Consider the following 17,420-nt stretch of genomic DNA (forward strand, 5'->3'; position numbering starts at 1 on the left):
AGCATACGAAAGGGAGTCAGGCCCATTTGGAGTCTGGCTTTCTTTTCAGGGAAATGGCTGTTCGTTTGACGGCGGCGATGGTAAAATAGAGGGAAGATCGGATAAAGGAGAACGCGATGAAAAAGATCCTGCAGGTTTATGACATGTTTACTTCGTATGACGGCACGACATTCGTTTACGCGCTGTCGTATTCGCTGTTATTGGCGCTCGCGCCGCTGACAGCGCTGCTGGTCGTGTTTTTCCGTCGTTCGCCCGAGGGTCTGGCAAATATTCTTGATTTTGCGGAGCAGTATATCCCGCAGGATCTGCTGAGTCCGTTCATTGATTTTTTCTTAGGCAATTCGCCGGTGGAACTGATTCCGCTGATCTTCTTTATCGTCGTTTCTTTGTGGGTGGCGTCGCGGGCGATTTATTCCTTCCTGATGATTTCCGCTCATCTGGATGAAGTGGCGCTGCCGCAGTGGTTCATGCGCGGCGTATCGCTGATCGACTTCGTCGTGCTGCTGGCCAGTCTGGGGCTGATGGTCTTCGTTCTCCAACAATTTCCATTTACCGGATTGCTGACGCAGATTGCCGTGTTGTTCGTGGGGTTCTGTATCTTTTACCGGCTGTTGTCGTTTCGTAATTACCAATGGCGCGCGGTGGCCCCGGGAGCTTTGTTTACGACGGTCTGCATGTCGGTGTTGGGTACGTTTTTCTTTTTTGTCATCAATCATTTCACCCATTACGAATCAATTTACGGCCCGTTGTCGTCCATGGTGATTTTGTTTCTGAGCGTCTATATCATCGCCTCGATCATCTATCTGGGGTTCTGCGTCAATCAGGTGTTTGTGGAAAAAGATATGGTTCAGCCGCTGAAGCATTATGTGACAGCGGTTAAAATTCTGGAAAAGATATTTCCGTTTTCATTATTAAAATAGAGGGAGGCTATCATTATGGAGAAGCATCGAGACCGCACCGTGACGGTGACGGCGAAAAAGATCGGGATCAACGGCGAGGGGATCGCTTATCTGGAAGGAAAGCCGGTGTTCGTCGATCAGCTGCTGCCGGGGGAGGCGGCCGAGATTGTTCTCCTCGACTCGCAGCCGCGGTATGCGAAAGGACAGGTTGTCAAAAGACTGAATGATAGTCCGCAGCGGGTAAAACCGCAGTGTCCGGTGCAGGGGCGCTGTTCGGGATGTCCATTCATGATTCTGAAACCGGAACCCCAGCTGCAGGTAAAGCGGGAGCTGGTGCAGGAAGCGCTGATCAAGTATGCCGGCCTTCCCCGCGGTAAGGTGCAGCCGGTCATCGCCAGTCCGTCAAGATTGGGCTACCGCAATCAGTGCAAGCTGCCGATCCGGGAAGAACGGGGCAGACTGGTGAACGGTCTGTTTGAAGAAGGAAGCAACCGCGTGATGCCGATCGCTCATTGTCTCATTCATGACCCGGATCTGGAAGCGTTGCGCAAGCAGGTTCTGGCGTTGGCCAATCAGTTCCGGCTCAAGGCGTATGATCCAAAAAGGGGAACAGGATTGCGCACGTTGGTATTGCGGGGATTTGACGGGCAGTACCAGTGCGTGCTGGTGAGTGGGGAGGATTCCCTGCCTAAGGAGTTCATAGAAAAGCTCAAGGCGATTGAGGGGATAACCTGCATCATGCAGAATATCAATCCGGATAAACGGACACGCCAGTTATTTTCCAATCGGTGGTCGCTGCTGGCAGGGGAAGACCGGCTGCCGGTGCAGTTCGGCGATGTGCGGCTGTCGCTTTCCTGCGCTTCGTTTTTCCAGCTGAATCGGCCGCAGGCATTGCAGATGATGCGGATGGTCGCGTCGTTGATCGAACCGTGCGATACGTTAGTCGAGGCTTACAGCGGCGTCGGCGGTATTTCACTGATGCTGAAAGAGAAGGCGAAAACGATCATCGGAATCGAGTTCGTTCCCGAAGCGGTGGAAAACGCGAAGGAAAACGCCCGGCTGAATCAGGCGGAGAACGTGCGGTTTGTATGCGGCGATGCGGCGAAGGAAATGAAGAAGCTGATCCGCCGGACGAAAATTGACGCAGTTGTCGTCGATCCGCCGCGGACGGGACTGGACGGCGCGATGATCGAAAGTTTGCGGCAGTGTCAGCCGAAGCAGATTGTGTATATTTCCTGCAACCCGGCGACGCTGGGGAAAAACTTGAAGGAATTGATGGATTTGTATGAAGTGAAAACCGTGATTCCGTTTGACATGTTTCCCAATACACCGCATGTGGAGACCGTGATTAAGATGACATATTGTGGCAGTAAGAAGAAATTGAGAGGTTAGGCCATAAGATGCTGTGGCAAGACTGGTTAGTGGAAAGTAATTGAGTAAGAATTTATAGCGAAGATTAAAATGAAATAAGCCTTTTGAAATCCCGATCACACTCTCAAGCCACATTATGTGCGTTGTCTTATGTTAAAAATACAGAAGTGGAAATACGGAAAAAGGCTTAATAAGGACTTTTCAAGAGTGGAAGCATGAATTTTTTTTGCTGAAGAGATGCGGTATAAGTCTGTTAGAAAACATATCAACGGTTAAAAACATACAATGATGAATCGATGTTCTAAGATAAAACGAAGGATCGTGTACTCACATCGAAAAAGCCAATAAAAGAAACAAGACACGGCAAAAGAATGGATATAGACATTTACGTAATAAATTTTAAAGATGAATTTATTTTTACGGACAAAAATTGCAGAAGATTGAGATTTTTGCAAGCTTGGGAAGATGGGCATAATCCAGATTCTAACGGAGTAATTCGAGACTGGAGAAATGAGGCAGGATTAATCGTTTTGGGATGGCGTTAACAAAGCAGGCTGCATCAATGAAGAGTGAATCCAAACTCCAAACTGGAATTGATCAGGATTATAATGTTTTACAAATACCGGAAGTTTGGAAGTGAGAAACAATAACGATCCCTAATCGGGATGATCGTTATTTCTTATTTTTATGCCATTCCTTTTGTTAGAAACCAGCCTGGAAATTTCTAAGAATCCCTTAAGAAAAGCCATTTTGCCTTGTAACTTAGTTTGAATTCGTGTACAATGGCAATGCTGTAAATAACGAAAAGAATTGGAGTGCTGAATGTGTTAAAAAAATATTTTCTTGTCTTTCTGATATCCATGGTACCCCTGATTGAGCTGCGCGGCGCCATCCCATATTCTCAGGCGTTTGGCATGCCGCTGTGGTCCTCTTATATTGTTGCGATTGTCGGCAATATGATTCCTGTACCGTTTATCTATCTATTTGCCCGGAAGGTTCTGATCTGGGGCGCGGATAAGCCGGTTATCGGCAAGTTCTTTACTTACTGTCTGGACAAAGGTGAAAAAGGCGGCAAAAAGCTTCAGGAAAAAGCCGGCCGCGGTCTGTTTGTTGCACTGCTGCTGTTCGTCGGCATCCCGCTGCCGGGCACCGGCGCCTGGACGGGAACGTTGGCGGCAAGCTTTCTGGACATGGATTTTAAGTCCAGTGTCTTAGCCGTGATGGGCGGCGTCTTACTGGCCGGCGTCATTATGGGCTTAGCCAGCGCAGGACTGTTTGGCGCACTGAACCACTTTATCCTGGGATAATAAAACAGCGTCGCTTTGGAGCGGGATAGGCTATGTCCCCTCTCAGGTAGAGAAGGCAAATAACCAACTCTGCCGGGGAGGTCTCATACCATAATGCTCGTCTTCCAAAGTTCCGCTGTTTTTATTTGTTTTTTTTCGCCGGATCAAGAAAGCACTGAGGCTAAAGAACACCTGAAAAATTTCATAAAAGTAAGACAATGTTATTAGTAAAAATCCTGGAATTATAATATAATTAATGAGAGATTAAAAATTCTGGGAGGCAGACGAATGAATAGAATTAAAATTCAGATGCTTGGCGGTTTTATCTTAAAAACAAACGACCAGACGATCGATCTTGTTGCGTTGCTGGGCAAGCAGACAGCGGCGTTTCTCGCCTGCCTTTGCCTCAATCACGGAACTCTGGTAACCAAAGAACGACTGATCGAATTGTTTTGGGAAGACTCCAAAAATCCCCTCAATGCTATGAAATTTACAGTCCACAGGCTGCGGAAATGTCTGGAGGAGCTGCCGGTGGCGGGAGCGGCCGATTGGATTGTGACGCAGCGGGGCGGTTACAGCTTTGCCTGTTCCGAGCTGACGTTGGATATTGATGAGCTGAATAAACCGCTGGATCCTTTGACGATTGACTCCGATTACGCGCAAGCGTTGGCAGAATTATATCCGGGCGAGTTTCTGCCCGGCTTGGACCAGAGCTGGATCTATACCTATCGTGAGCAATACTGGCAGCTGTATCTGCAGCGGGTCCAGGCCGCAGCCCAGTCGCTGGCCGACCTTCACCATGAAGCTCAGGCGGAAACCCTGCTGCTGAAAGCCCTCCAGCAGGATTTATATCAGGATCAACTCAATTACCTCTATCTGAAAATTCTTCTTGATCAAAAGAAATATGCCCGCGCCATTCAACATTATGAAAAGATTTCCGATTCTTTCTACAAGGAATTCGGAATGGAGTTTCAGGGGAAGAGTCAGTCGCTGGTTTACTTCATCAAAGCGGATAACGAGGATAAGGAACTGACGCCGCTGGATTATCTGTCGGAATTGGAAGGAACCAGCGAGCCTGCGGCGTTCTATTGCGAGCGGCCGGTTTTTGCCAAGCTGGTCCAAAACAAACGTCTGGAAGCCCGGCGCAGCACGGCGCCGATCGTGCTGGTAATTACGCATCTGAAAGTCACGGACGCTGAATTGTCCGCGCAGGACTGCGGCGATCTGCTCAACCGCATCATCCGCTCCGGTTTGCGGGCTAATGACGTTTATACCCGCTTCAGCAAGACGCAGTTCGGAATTCTGATGACTGTAAAAGAAAAGAGCGATATTGCATTGGTGATGGATCGGCTGACCCGGCGGTTTTATAAAAAAATCGCGTCTTCCCGCTGCCGTCTCCATTATGACTTTGAGCTATTGAACGAGAAAACACCAGCAAATTGACACAAAGTAAAATAATTCTCTGAAAACCGCGTTATCTAACGGATTTCTAACCCACTTCCCGCATAATAAAGAAAAAAGAAAGGGTGGCCTGCCGTGATGATGCACAGATTGTTGACTATGATGAGTTTTGCCGGATTCGAAAGCAGTTGCCTGGCGCTGCCATCAAACGGTTCAGGCATGCGCGGAATCCTTTTTACGTCTGTTTCTCATTCCAATCCGACATGGAACATCGGCTGGAGATGGCTGTTAGGGTGGGGCATTCTAGCCGTCGGACTGGCCGCGGTCCTGCGGGTGATGGTGAAGAAAGATAAGGTTGTGCTGAAATTGGGAAGCGTGGAAGAAAACCAGGACGGCACGATGACGGTTGTCTGCACCGGCTATCAAAACAAGAAGCCGCTGCCGTTGGACTTATCCCATGTCCGTATTCACAAAGGCTCCGCTTTGATATTCCGGCAGTCGCTGACCAGCGATCTTGACGATGTTCAGCTGACGATCGTTTTGGATCCTCTGGCGGAATTAACCGTCGAAGTGGGCGAAGCCCGGCTTACCGTCAGTCAGAACCGACTGCGTGCAAATCGTTAGAATATCCGAACTTTTCAACCGCATACGCCGTCGATATGCGGATTTTGTTTTTCTTCCATTCCACGCGCAAACTCCGCCGTTTGGGAAGGGGTTGGATTGTGCTATAATGAAACAGGAAAAAGGAGGAGTGCCGATTTTGAAAATACGCAGATGGCTCGTTTTGGCGTTACTGCTGTCGGCCTGCAGCTCCTCCGGCAAGCCTTCTTCAACGCAGGAATACCCGACGCCGATCGAGGAAACCCCCGCTCCCACCCTCGCGGGAATTCATCTTCCGGAAGCTTCCGGAAACGTGATTTTGGGCGACGATTTGATCCAGATTGACGCCAGTCACACCGATCAGGGCTACATTATGGTGAAAACCCTGCGTTTTGATCATCGCCGCTTAAAGTTAAAAATCATCAAAGACGGCGAGGAATATCCCTATGATATTGATCAGGATGGAAATTACATCACCTACCCTCTGACACTGGGCAGCGGACAATACGAAATCCGGGGGTATGAGAATATCGAAGGCTCAAGATATGCCGTCTTGTTCAAGCAGACGTTCGACGTCAGACTGAGTGAGGAGACCCTGCCGTTTCTTTATCCCAACCAGATTGTAAACTACTCGCCGCAGTCGGCGAGCGTCCTGAAATCGTTCGATTTGACGCAGGATTGCCGGACTGAGCTGGAACGGGTGCTGACAATTTACAACTTTGTGGTCAAGCATGTCAGCTACGATTGGGACAAGGCCGAGGAAGTCAAAGATCAGTATGTCCTGCCGGTTGTCGACGACACGCTGTCCCAGGGCAAAGGCATCTGTTTCGACTACGCCGCCCTGATGAGCACGATGCTGCGTGTCCAGCAGATTCCGACCCGCCTGATCACCGGTTATGTCGACGAGGGTTACCATGCCTGGGTCGAGGTGTATGTCCGCGGGGCCGGCTGGATCAATCCGGAAATCTATTTTGAAAAAGAAACCTGGACGCGAATGGATCCGACCTACGCGTCGACGCAGATGAAATACACTGGACAGTATCAGGATAAATATCGCTATTAAAGGGGGAAAAAACATGAAAAAAATCTCCGGGAATGAATGCGCGCTGTTGTGCCAGCAGCTGGCGATGATGATCAGCTCGGGCTTATCGGCAGAAGACGGATTAGGTGTGGTGGCGAACGATCAGCCGGACATCGGTCTGCATGACGCGCTGTTAAAAATCAAAAATGAAATAGAGCTGGGAGAAACGTTGGCGGACAGTCTAAAACGGACGGAAGCGTTTGACTCCTACATGGTCCGGATGGTGCGGATCGGGGAACAGACCGGTTATCTGGATCAGGTGCTGGAAGCGCTGGCGCAGTATTATCAGCGCATGGAAAAGATCCGGATTAATTTGAAGAACGCGCTGACTTATCCGCTGATCCTTCTGATCATGGTGATGGTCGTCGTCGGCGTGATCTTATTTAAGGTGCTGCCGGTCTTTGATGAAGTGCTGCGCAATCTCGGTATTTCGCTGCCGGTATCGGCACAGGTGCTGATGCGGGCAGGGTCAGGCTTAATCATCGCGGCAGCGGTGATTTCCGGGCTGGCCTTGATCGGTGCGGCGGTGATTGCCATACGCCATTTCCGCAATCCGCAGCTGTCGTTGACGGCGCTGTTTGCCCGTGTGCCGCTGATCAGCGGCGTGTGCCGCGAGCTGTCGCTGGCGCAGGCGGCGTTCGCGTTGTCCTTGTTTACCCGCAGCGGTGTAGAGATCAGCGAAGCGCTGCAGGGATTGGAAACGCTGATCGAGCATCCGGGAGTGCAAAAACAGATTCGCGCCTGCATGCAGAAAATGGACGAGGGCGAAAACTTCGACCGGGCCTTGCTGGATTGTGGATTGTTTAAAGAAGCTTATGCCCGGATGATCGGCATCGGCCTGCGGGCTGGGCGGGGCGATGAGATGATCGCGCAGGTAGCCGAGCGCTATGACGACGATACCGAAACCGCCGTGAACCAGTTCTTAAATACGATCGAACCGCTGATGATCGTGCTGCTTTCGGTGATCGTCGGGGCGATTCTGCTTTCCGTGATGCTGCCGCTGATGAACATCATGTCCAGCATTGGGTAACCCGATGAAGAAGCTGGGAAAAATCACAGCCATTATTCTGATCTTCGCGGCGCTTTTCTGGGGGATCGTTCGTTCTCTGAACCAGACCTCGGGACAGATCCGGAATGAAGAAGCGCAGCTGATCGAGCAGCGGATCGAACAGGCGGCGGTGCTGTGCTATGCGTTGGAGGGAAGTTATCCTGAGGACGTGAGTTATCTGGAACAAAACTATGGAGTCGTCATCGACCATGGGAAATACAATGTGTTTTATCAATCGCTCGGCTCCAATATGAAGCCGGACGTCGCGGTTTACCGGAAGGGGGCGGCGCGATGAAGCGGTCTGTGACGGAAATGGTCTTCATGCTTCTGTTATTGACGTTGTTTGTCGGCTGTTCGTTTGTGACGATCGAGCGGTGCGCTTCCTTTTATCAGCGGATGCTGCGGGAACAGCGGCAGGATGACCAGGTGCAGCTGCCCTATCTGGTGTTGTTCAATCGGCTGCAGGGCGTCCGCGGCGATCAGGTGCGCGTGCAGCGGATCGGAGATCAGGAGTGTCTTATGATCCGGGAAGAAATTGACGGACGGACGTACGAAACGGTGTTCTATGTTCAGGAGGGTCAGCTGATGGAACTGCTGATGGGCGCCAACAGGCCGCTGGATTTGAGCGCTGGGGAGAAATTGGCGGCTTCGGCGCCGATTCGCTTTGAGCTGCAGGGATCGTCGCTGCAGGTGCAATGGCAGGGCGAATCGGGAATCGCCACGCTGAGCCTTGAGCTGAAGGAGGATGCGGAATGAAAATACGGCAGCGTTCCAGCTCGTTTTATTTCCTCAGCGAGCTGTTGTTTGTGATTCTCTGCTTTGCCCTGGGTTCCGTGCTGTGCGTACGCTTGTTCGCGCTGGCCAGCGCCAGGCATCATTTAGCGCTGGATCAGAATCAGGCGCTGCGGTTGGCCCAGCCGCTGGCCGAACAGCTGCGGACTCATTCCGATACGCCGCTGACCACGTTGTGGCCGCAGCAATGTGAACCCGAGGCCTGTCTGTGGCAGAGCGACGAGAGTGGAAAACTGCAGGAAAACGGCGTTTATCAGATTGAAATTGAACGATCGGTCCACAATGAAGAAAAAGCCGCCGTCCTGCGTGTCGTGCGGGTGAAGGATGGCCGGATTCTGGTGGAAATCGGTCCGATCACAGGAGGCGGGAAGTCATGAGTCATCGTCAGGAAACCCAAACCGCGGTGCATATCGGCACGGGGATCGCACCGTTATTGATGTTATTTTGTCTGTTGTGCATGACAACCTTCGCGGTATTGTCCTATGTTCAGGCTAACGCGCAGCTGCAGCTGAGCGATAAAGCAATCAGCCGGGTACAGGCGCATTACAGTGAAACAGAAATGGAAAAGGAGGAACGCTGATGGACTGTCCAACGATATTGCGGCAGGCGGTCGACCGCCGGGCTTCGGATATTTTTATTGTCGCCGGGACACCGCTGACGATAAAAATTAACGGTGAAATGATTCAGCTGGATGATCAGCGGCTGACGCCGGCGATGACCGAAGCGTTGATTCAGGAAATTTTTAAATTGAGCCAGAATCGGACGATGGATCGGCTGCATCAGACGGGCGAGGATGATTTTTCCTTTTCGCTTTCCCAGATGGGGCGCTTCCGCGTCAATGTTTATCGTCAGCGCGGATCGTTAGCGGCGGTGCTGCGGGTCGTGCGGTTCGTTTTGCCGGATGCGAATGAGCTGCATATCGGACCGGAAATCCTGGCGTTTTCCGAATTGAAAAAGGGGCTGGTGCTGATCACCGGGGCGGCCGGCAGCGGCAAGTCCACGACGCTGGCCTGTCTGATCGACGCGATCAACCATAGCCGCAGCGGGCATATCATCACGATTGAGGATCCGATTGAAGTGCTCCACCGGCATCAGAAAAGCATTGTCAGCCAGCGTGAAATCGGTCAGGATACGCCCGATTATATCCACGCTCTGACCGCGGCGCTGCGGGAAGCGCCGGATGTGATTCTGGTCGGGGAAATGCGCGAACTGGAAACGATGCAGACAGTGTTGTCAGCGGCGGAAACAGGGCATCTGGTCTTTTCCTCGCTGCACACAACCGGCGCGGCGAATACGATCAACCGGATTATCGACGTGTTCCCGGCCGAGAAGCAGCAACAGATCCGCGTGCAGCTGTCGATGGTGCTGCAGGCGATCGTGTCCCAGCAGCTGATTCCGGCGGTTGGGGGCGGCTTGATACCGGCCTTTGAGATCATGAAGGTCAACAATGCCGTCCAGACGCAGATTCGGGAGAATAAGATCCATCAGATCGACAACACGATTCAGGCTAACGCCCGGGAGGGCATGATCACGATGGACGCCAGTCTGTTGAATTTGCTGAAGGCCGGCCGGATCACAAAGGAGACTGCGTTATTGGCCTGTATGGATCCGGATTTAATGCGCAAACGCCTGACGGCGGCCAATCTGGGATAAGCTGGTTGAAGGGAAAATAAAAGAAAGAAACTTGCTGAAATCAACAAAAATCAGAGACATGAGATCAGACGATTCCCTGGAGAACGGGCGATCCGCTAAAAAAACGCGGATCGCTTCTTGTTTATCCCGTGACGTTGGCTTCATTTCCAGCTTTAAACAGTACGATGGGTTTTCAGTATCCTTGATGATTTCATCTTCTTTCATTTCTTTCAGCAAGTTATTTCAGAATTCTGGTATTTTTGCCGCTTAATCAATTTAAAAAAACGTTCGATTCTGCTACAATGAAACTTGAACAAAGGTGGGGAATATCCATGAATTTTATTTTTATATCGCCGAACTTTCCCAAGACGTATTGGAACTTTTGCCGTTGTCTGAAACAGAACGGCGTCCGCGTGCTGGGAATCGGGGATGCTCCATACGAGCAGCTTGAAGACAACCTCAAGCAGAACTTACAGGAATACTACAAAGTTTCAAGTCTGGAAAACTATGAAGAGGTGTACAAAGCCTGTGCTTTTTTTGCGTTCCGCTATGGCAAGATCGACTGGATCGAATCCAACAACGAATACTGGCTGATGCAGGACGCCCGGCTGCGCACGGATTTCAACGTGACCAGCGGCGTGCGCAACGAGGCGATTTCATTCATTAAATACAAGAGCCAGATGAAGGCGCTGTATGAAAAAGCCGGAGTCCGCACAGCACGCTGGCATCTGGTGTCCGAGCGGGAAGCCGGACTGGCATTTGTCGCGCAGACGGGCTATCCGGTTGTCGTCAAACCGGACAACGGCGTGGGCGCTAACGCGACCTACAAGCTGGAAAACCAAGCGCAGCTGCATGAATTCTACGATCATCTGCCGGAAACGCAGTACATCATGGAAGAATACGTGCCGGGCTCGATTGAATCCTACGACGGCATCGCCAACCGCGAGCGCGAGCCGATCTTTGAGACGTCGCATGTGTTCCCGCGGCCGATCATGGAAATCGTCAATCATGAGGAGGACATCTATTATTATTCCGTGCGTCAAATCCCGGAAGATCTCAAGGATGCCGGACGGCGCGTGATCGCCGCCTTCCCGACCCAGAGCCGGTTTTTCCACTGCGAGTTCTTCCGCCTGACTGAAGATAAGGAAGGACTGGGCAAACGAGGCGATCTGATCGGCCTGGAAGTCAACATGCGTCCGCCGGGAGGCTATACCCCGGACATGATGAACTATGCCAACGATATCGACGTCTATAAAATCTGGGCGAACATGGTTGCGTATGATCATGGGTATTTCGATCCTTCGCACCGGCCGTATTATTGCGTTTATACAGGCCGCCGTCACCGTCTGGCTTACCGGCATACTCTCGCCGAGGTGCATGAGCGTTACCACGATGCGATCGTGATGGCGGAAACGATGCCGGAGGTCTTAGCCCCGGCGATGGGCAACGACATGATCACCGCCCGTTTCGCGGATGTTGACGACATGATGGAATTCGTCAGCTTTACCATGACCAAGGAGTAGAAAACATGCATACAGCGTATTATAACGAATACAGCTATCATCTTGACCGGATGATGGAATTCAAGGTTTACGGTCATGCCGGACGGCCCTGTCTGGTATTTCCGGCGCAGAGCGGCCGGTTCTATGATTTTGAGAATTTCGGGATGGTCGCAGCTGTACAGGATCTGCTTGAACAGGGCCGGCTTCAGCTGTTTACCTGCGACAGCATCGACTGGGAGACCTGGGCCGCTTTCGACCGCGAATGCCGCGGCCGGATCGAGCGCCATGAGGCTTATGCCCGCTACATCGTGGAAGAGCTGGCGCCGCGGATCCTTGAGATCAACCAGTGGTCCAACGACGGCCGGCGGGCCGGGGGGATTCTGACGACCGGCTGCAGTCTGGGGGCGCTTCACGCTGTGAATTTCATGTTCCGCTGGCCGGATCTGTTCAACGGCACGATCGGCTTAAGCGGCATTTATTCCAGTAAGTGGTACTTCGGCGGCTACATGGACGATCTGGTTTACAACAACTCCACGATCGACTATCTCGATCAGATGCCGGCTGATCATCCGTATGTGGAAAAATACCGGCATTGCGACATCGTGCTGTGCTGTGGTCAGGGTGATTGGGAACAGGAAGCCCAGCAGGACACCCGCCGGATGCAGGAACTGTTAGGCTATAAAAATATCCCGGCCTGGATCGATTACTGGGGCAGCGACGCGGTTCACGACTGGCCATGGTGGCGCAGACAATTCCCGTATTTCATCAGCCGTCTTTGTTAATATTCTGAATCTGACCGCCGGGCTGTGTCCGGCGGTTTCTGATTCTTTCCCGCGGTTTTCAGGCTTGCGCTCCGATTAAAAATTCACTACAATGAAAACGTCAGGCCGGGACTTCCCGGCTAGAAAAGAGGATCACAGAGATGCTTATTCAACAGGAAACATGGATTACGCCGCTGGACGAAGCGCGGACGCTCCATCTGTATATTCCCGACGGACTGACGCCGGGCCAAAAGGTGCCGGTGCTGTATATGTTCGACGGCCACAATCTGTTTGTCGACGAGGATGCGACCTATGGCAAAAGCTGGGGATTGAAGGACTACCTTGATCAAACCGGACTGCCGTTGATCGTCGTCGGCCTCGAATGCAACCATGAGGGCAACCGCCGGCTGTGGGAGTTTTCCCCTTACGATTTCGCCGATCCCGTCTGGGGCGAGGTACAGGGACAGGGCGAGCTGCTGCTGGACTGGATGAGCGGCGAGTTAAAAGAATGGGTGGACGAGAACCTGCCGGTGCTGACGGATCGGGAACATACGTTTATCGGCGGCAGCTCGATGGGCGGTCTGATGGCCTTGTACGCCGGCGGCCGCTACAGCTCAGTCTACAGCCGGGCTGCCTGCCTGTCGCCGTATCTGGGATTGGTCATGGAACCGTTGTGCGAAGATCTTGACGAAGCCTGGATCGAGGAAGACACGCAGTTTTATATCAGCTGGGGCGGCATGGAAACCGGCACCCAGGAAGAACTGGCGCAGGTCACGGCCGATAATCTGACGATCCAGCGGATTCTGGAGGACAAAGCGTCGGTTTATCTGCATTGCTACCCGGAAGGGACGCATTGTGAGGCGTGCTGGGAAGAAGAAACACCGGTCTGGATGGAAGAATTAGGCATCCTTCAGCGGTGTTGGGAGGAAACAGAATGATAAATTTCGTATTGATCTCACCGCATTTCCCATCCAATTACTGGCTGTTTGCGCGGGCTTTGAAAAATCGCGGCGTGCGCGTGCTGGGGATTGTCGACACCCCGGTGGAATCCTTGCCGGAAACACTGCGGGCGGTGCTGGACGACGTGGTCTGCGTCTACTCGATGACCGATCGGGACGCGATGATCCGGGCCTGCGGTTATTTCACATGGAAGTACGGCAAGATCGACTGGATCGAATCGAATAACGAATACTGGCTGAATCTGGACGCCGAGCTGCGCGAGCTGTTTCACGTCACGACCGGCATGTTTCCCAAGCAGCTTCACGTCTGTCAGCACAAGTCGCTGATGAAGGCAAAATACGCCGAAGCGGGCGTGCCGGCCGCGCGCTGGCTGATCAGTGAGGATAAAGCCGAGATCCGCGAGTTTGCCAAAAAGGTGAACTATTCCTTAGTCGCCAAGCCGGACCGCGGCGTCGGGGCGAGCGACACGATGCGGATCCACAACGCGGAGGAGCTCGAGCAGATGTTAAAAACGATGCACTCCGGAATGATCGTCGAGGAATTTGTCCACGGCACGGTCTGCACGTTTGATGGGATTATCAACAATCAGGGCAAGGTCGTCTTTGCGACCAGTCATGTCTACCTCGGTTCAGTCATGGATTCGGTCAACGAGAAGCAGCCGATCGGCTGTTATTCGCTGAAAACGGTGCCGGACGATCTGCGCAGCGCAGGCGAGCGGACATTGCAGGCTTTCGGCGTGCGCGACCGGTTTTTCCATCTGGAATTCTTCCGCCTGGACTGCGATCAGGAAGGGCTGGGACGGCAGGGCGACATCATCGGCTTAGAGGTTAACATGCGTCCGCCGGGAGGATTTCTGCCGGACATGATCGACTATGCCAACGATATCGACATCTATCAGATCTGGGCCGATACCCTGATCGATCACGAGCCTTGCTACAACCCGGAACGCCCGTATTCCAGCGTGTTTGTCGGACGGCGTAAGGAACAATCGTATCAGCATTCGATGGAATGGATCATCGAACGGTATCAAGGCGCAATCATCCAGCGGATCGCGATGGATCCGGCGCTGGCGGAAGCGATGGGCGACGAGGTTCTGATCGCCCGGTTCCCGACTGAGCAGCAGGTGTTTGATTTCTATGCCGACTGCGTCCGCTAAGTTAAAGCGAACGCTTGCGATCAAAGAAAAAGCAAAGACTTCCTGATCATTGCATAAAGCTTCGGCCTGTCAGGAAGTCGGTTGAGTGAAAGCAATAGTAAAAAGCGAGGAGAAGATCATGACGATTCAATGGAATGAAGAAGCGCAGCGCTTAAGCGAGCTCTGCATCGATCTGCGCCGTCAGCTGCACCGCCATCCGGAATTAAGCTCGCACGAGGAACAGACGGTCGCTCTGATCGATCAGTTCTTACAAGCGCAGGGCATCCGCACACAGATCGTTGAGCACGGTGGGGTGCTGGGCTGGATTGAGGGCGGCAAGCCGGGCCGGACCGTCATGTTAAGGGCGGATATCGACGCACTGCCGATCCAGGAAGAAAAGACCAACGGCGGCGGGCGGCAGAAAGCGTGCGTCAGCGAGATCCCCGGCGTCCAGCATGCCTGCGGCCACGACGGCCATACCGCGATGTTATTGACGGCGGCCAAGCTGCTTCAGACCCACCGGGAGGCTCTGGAAGGCACGGTACTGTTGTGTTTTGAACGTGGCGAAGAAGCGACGATGAATATTTATCATCTCATGAAGGCGTTGGAAAAAGCGGGCATCGAACCGGACAGCGTGTTTGGTCTGCATGTTTCTCCGCATACTCCGGCCGGGACGCTGCAGATTCAGGCCGGGCCGCTGATGGCGGGGATGTTTTCCTTCCATGTGCGGCTGCAGGGACGCGGCGGGCATGGCTCCCGCCCGGATTTGTGCGTCAATCCGATTGATTGTTATGCGGCGATCGGTCAGGCGCTGAACGCGCTGCGGATGCGCACGGTCAGTCCGTTTGAGCCGCTGACGATTTCCACGGGTCTGGTTCAATCCGGAACGAAATCCAACATTCTACCGGATACCTGCGTATTTAAGGGCACGGTGCGGTTTTATAACCGGGAAGTGGGACTGGCGTTTCAGGCCAAGCTGCGCCATGTTGTCGAACACATCACCGAAGCCTACGACTGCACGGCAAGTTTCGATAAGCTGAACGCGCCCGGTTTCCCGCTGAACAATGACGCGGACTATGCGAAAACCGCGGCCGAGGTCTGTCGTGAAATGTTGGGGAAAGAAGCGGTAATTCAGGCTGAGCCGTGGATGGGGACGGACAGCTTCCCGCTGTATTTGCAGCGGATGCCGGGAGTTTACGCCTTCTTAGGCATGCGCAATGAGGAAAAAGGCATCATCGCCGACGTGCATACCAGCCGGCATGATCTGGACGAAAGCGTGCTGTGGAAAGGGGCAGCCGCGCATGCGGCCTGCGCCGAGGCGTTCTTAAAGCAAGCGCGGCCGCAGGCATGGAAGCCGAACCCGCTCGATCTGGATACGCTGTTTGAGCAGGCGGGATATCTGTTTCCGGAAGGCCGGGAATGATGCCCTTGCGGATTGATGTCCCCTGGCTGCGGTTTTCCATCCCGGCACAAGCCGAAGGCCAGACGATCGCGGAATTGCTTGCGCCGTGGGGATGCTCCAAGGCTGTGCGCTACAAGCTGGAAATTGAACAGAGAATTACGCTGAATGGTCAGCCGGTTCGACAGCGTGCGAAGGTAAAGGTCGGCGACGAGCTGGCGCTGAAGGTGTTTCAGCAGGAGGAGCCGGATTTTGTTCCGTGGACAATCCCGATCAGGATTTTGTATGAAGACGAGCTGATCTTGGCGGTGTCCAAGCCGGCCGGCATGATCGTTCATCCGGATGATAAAGGGAAGACCGGCACGCTGGCCAACGCGGTGGCAGCGTATTATCTGCGAACCGGCCAGCATTGCACGGTCCGGCCGATTCACCGGCTGGACGAGGGCACCAGCGGGATCGTGCTTTTCAGCAAGTGTCCGTTTTTTCAGCCGAAGCTGGATCAGGCTTTGGCACAGAAGCAGATCAGCCGAACGTACCTGGCGGTGGTCAGCGGCGTCATGAAGCCGCAGGACAGACTGACGCTTGATAAACCGATCGGCCGGGACCGGCATAACGCGAAAGCCTATCGAATTTCCCCGACCGGTAAGCCGGCGGTGACCCATGTCGAAGTGCTGCGCTGCCGGCAAAAGGAGAAACAGACGCTGGTCTGCTGTCAGCTGGAAACCGGACGCACGCACCAGATCCGCGTCCATCTGGCGTCAATCCAGCGGCCGATCATCAACGACCCGCTGTATAATCCACGGCCGGTTCAGGGCCGGATGAAGCTGCACGCGTGGAAATGTGGCTGGACAGATCTTGTCAGCGGCCGGCGGGTGGAAATCACGGACGAGCCGGAAACGGAATTTTGGTAAACTGAAAAACACAGAAATCTTCTACAGATTCTGTGTTTTTTTAAACTATGGGTTTATGTGATCTATATCTTGCCTATTTGATAGAATCCTTATCAATTCGTTTCATTCATCCAACAATTCATTGGAATAACTTTTCAATGTAATTATCGTAAGTATGAAAATGATCCGGAACGGTGTCATCGGCGCCGCGCTGCCAAATCTGTATACCCAGACTACAATTAATTATGCTTCCTCTGCTTTTGGCGCTATCGGCAATATGCAGGGCTGAATCTGATGTCGATACGCCTGAAATCCCATAAGATCAAAAGTTTAAGCCATAGTCATCATGCTGAGCATCTTTATTATCAATGAACCGATCACCTTCAAAATCTTGCAGAACAATGGAAAATAGGCACATCAGTTTCGATGCGTTTTTTTATTTTTGTTCTATTTTCTTGATAATAAAGATAGTTTTTCACAATTTATATGAATTTTTGAACTAATTCTTCATGAGTGGACTAAAAAAATAGGAATTCCTGTAAAATTAGTCACAGAATAATTGACGAATGGTTATCTATAGCAATATAATTATAACCATAGAAAAATAGTAGATTTTTTGCTTCATTTTTAATTTTTTCCAGTGTCAATAAATGTGTAGAATAA

At 52.4% G+C, this 17,420-nt stretch carries 19 protein-coding genes; 18 read left to right on the forward strand and 1 reads right to left on the reverse strand.

Annotation, left to right across the window (positions count from 1 at the left end; genetic code table 11):
* The first annotated feature begins 116 nt into the window (after positions 1-116).
* The 12 genes from I2D94_RS14065 (at position 117) to I2D94_RS14120 (ending at position 10,131) form a co-directional block, all read left to right on the forward strand.
* The gene (locus I2D94_RS14065) at positions 117-920 is read left to right on the forward strand and encodes a YihY/virulence factor BrkB family protein (RefSeq protein WP_195397366.1); all 804 of its coding nucleotides are present in this window, start codon (positions 117-119) and stop codon (positions 918-920) included.
* 15 nt (positions 921-935) lie between these two features.
* On the forward strand, positions 936-2,291 hold the full coding sequence (gene rlmD / locus I2D94_RS14070; RefSeq protein ID WP_195397367.1) for a 23S rRNA (uracil(1939)-C(5))-methyltransferase RlmD: 1,356 nt from the start codon (positions 936-938) through the stop codon (positions 2,289-2,291).
* An 803-nt stretch (positions 2,292-3,094) separates the two neighbouring features.
* Positions 3,095-3,577 carry a small multi-drug export protein gene (locus I2D94_RS14075; protein ID WP_039865392.1) on the forward strand — a complete coding sequence of 161 codons (483 nt, stop codon included), beginning with the start codon at positions 3,095-3,097 and terminating at the stop codon, positions 3,575-3,577.
* A 267-nt stretch (positions 3,578-3,844) separates the two neighbouring features.
* The gene (locus I2D94_RS14080; RefSeq protein ID WP_195397368.1) at positions 3,845-4,999 is read left to right on the forward strand and encodes a winged helix-turn-helix domain-containing protein; all 1,155 of its coding nucleotides are present in this window, start codon (positions 3,845-3,847) and stop codon (positions 4,997-4,999) included.
* 177 nt (positions 5,000-5,176) lie between these two features.
* Positions 5,177-5,581, forward strand: coding sequence for a hypothetical protein (locus tag I2D94_RS14085; protein WP_195397369.1), 405 nt, complete (start codon positions 5,177-5,179; stop codon positions 5,579-5,581).
* 136 nt (positions 5,582-5,717) lie between these two features.
* Complete coding sequence (locus tag I2D94_RS14090) at positions 5,718-6,620, forward strand: transglutaminase family protein (protein ID WP_159432792.1); 903 nt, start codon at positions 5,718-5,720, stop codon at positions 6,618-6,620.
* A gap of 13 nt (positions 6,621-6,633) precedes the next feature.
* Positions 6,634-7,668 (forward strand): type II secretion system F family protein, encoded by a 1,035-nt coding sequence (locus I2D94_RS14095; RefSeq protein WP_195397370.1) that lies wholly within the window; start codon positions 6,634-6,636, stop codon positions 7,666-7,668.
* A gap of 4 nt (positions 7,669-7,672) precedes the next feature.
* On the forward strand, positions 7,673-7,981 hold the full coding sequence (locus I2D94_RS14100) for a hypothetical protein (protein ID WP_072684596.1): 309 nt from the start codon (positions 7,673-7,675) through the stop codon (positions 7,979-7,981).
* The gene (locus I2D94_RS14105) at positions 7,978-8,442 is read left to right on the forward strand and encodes a DUF4860 domain-containing protein (RefSeq protein ID WP_072684597.1); all 465 of its coding nucleotides are present in this window, start codon (positions 7,978-7,980) and stop codon (positions 8,440-8,442) included. Before I2D94_RS14100 ends, I2D94_RS14105 begins: the two co-directional genes overlap by 4 nt.
* Positions 8,439-8,855: a hypothetical protein gene (locus I2D94_RS14110; RefSeq protein WP_195397371.1), complete on the forward strand. Its 417-nt coding sequence runs from the start codon at positions 8,439-8,441 to the stop codon at positions 8,853-8,855. The genes I2D94_RS14105 and I2D94_RS14110 overlap by 4 nt, the downstream gene beginning before the upstream one ends.
* Positions 8,852-9,058 (forward strand): hypothetical protein, encoded by a 207-nt coding sequence (locus I2D94_RS14115; RefSeq protein ID WP_195397372.1) that lies wholly within the window; start codon positions 8,852-8,854, stop codon positions 9,056-9,058. Before I2D94_RS14110 ends, I2D94_RS14115 begins: the two co-directional genes overlap by 4 nt.
* On the forward strand, positions 9,058-10,131 hold the full coding sequence (locus tag I2D94_RS14120) for a type IV pilus twitching motility protein PilT (RefSeq protein WP_195397373.1): 1,074 nt from the start codon (positions 9,058-9,060) through the stop codon (positions 10,129-10,131). The genes I2D94_RS14115 and I2D94_RS14120 overlap by 1 nt, the downstream gene beginning before the upstream one ends.
* Here I2D94_RS14120 and I2D94_RS14125 read toward each other — a convergent pair.
* Positions 10,093-10,335, reverse strand: coding sequence for a hypothetical protein (locus I2D94_RS14125; RefSeq protein ID WP_195397374.1), 243 nt, complete (start codon positions 10,333-10,335; stop codon positions 10,093-10,095). The two genes, I2D94_RS14120 and I2D94_RS14125, sit on opposite strands and share 39 nt — an antisense overlap.
* A 107-nt stretch (positions 10,336-10,442) precedes the next feature.
* Here I2D94_RS14125 and I2D94_RS14130 point away from each other — a divergent pair, with 107 nt between their 5' ends.
* The 6 genes from I2D94_RS14130 (at position 10,443) to I2D94_RS14155 (ending at position 16,778) form a co-directional block, all read left to right on the forward strand.
* Positions 10,443-11,633, forward strand: a complete 1,191-nt coding sequence (locus tag I2D94_RS14130; RefSeq protein ID WP_195397375.1) for an acetyl-CoA carboxylase biotin carboxylase subunit family protein — start codon at positions 10,443-10,445, stop codon at positions 11,631-11,633.
* Between the two features lie 5 nt (positions 11,634-11,638).
* The gene (locus I2D94_RS14135; RefSeq protein WP_195397376.1) at positions 11,639-12,394 is read left to right on the forward strand and encodes an esterase family protein; all 756 of its coding nucleotides are present in this window, start codon (positions 11,639-11,641) and stop codon (positions 12,392-12,394) included.
* 140 nt (positions 12,395-12,534) lie between these two features.
* Positions 12,535-13,311, forward strand: a complete 777-nt coding sequence (locus I2D94_RS14140) for an alpha/beta hydrolase (protein ID WP_195397377.1) — start codon at positions 12,535-12,537, stop codon at positions 13,309-13,311.
* Positions 13,308-14,489 carry an acetyl-CoA carboxylase biotin carboxylase subunit family protein gene (locus I2D94_RS14145; RefSeq protein WP_229056892.1) on the forward strand — a complete coding sequence of 394 codons (1,182 nt, stop codon included), beginning with the start codon at positions 13,308-13,310 and terminating at the stop codon, positions 14,487-14,489. The genes I2D94_RS14140 and I2D94_RS14145 overlap by 4 nt, the downstream gene beginning before the upstream one ends.
* A gap of 85 nt (positions 14,490-14,574) precedes the next feature.
* Entirely contained in the window at positions 14,575-15,891 is a 1,317-nt protein-coding gene (locus I2D94_RS14150) for a M20 family metallopeptidase (RefSeq protein ID WP_195397378.1), read from the forward strand.
* Positions 15,888-16,778, forward strand: a complete 891-nt coding sequence (locus I2D94_RS14155; RefSeq protein ID WP_195397379.1) for an RluA family pseudouridine synthase — start codon at positions 15,888-15,890, stop codon at positions 16,776-16,778. The genes I2D94_RS14150 and I2D94_RS14155 overlap by 4 nt, the downstream gene beginning before the upstream one ends.
* Positions 16,779-17,420: the final 642 nt, after the last annotated feature.

Origin of the sequence: Holdemania sp. 1001302B_160321_E10, from assembly GCF_015552275.1 — a bacterium.
Classification (GTDB): Bacteria; Bacillota_I; Bacilli_A; order Erysipelotrichales; family Erysipelotrichaceae; genus Holdemania.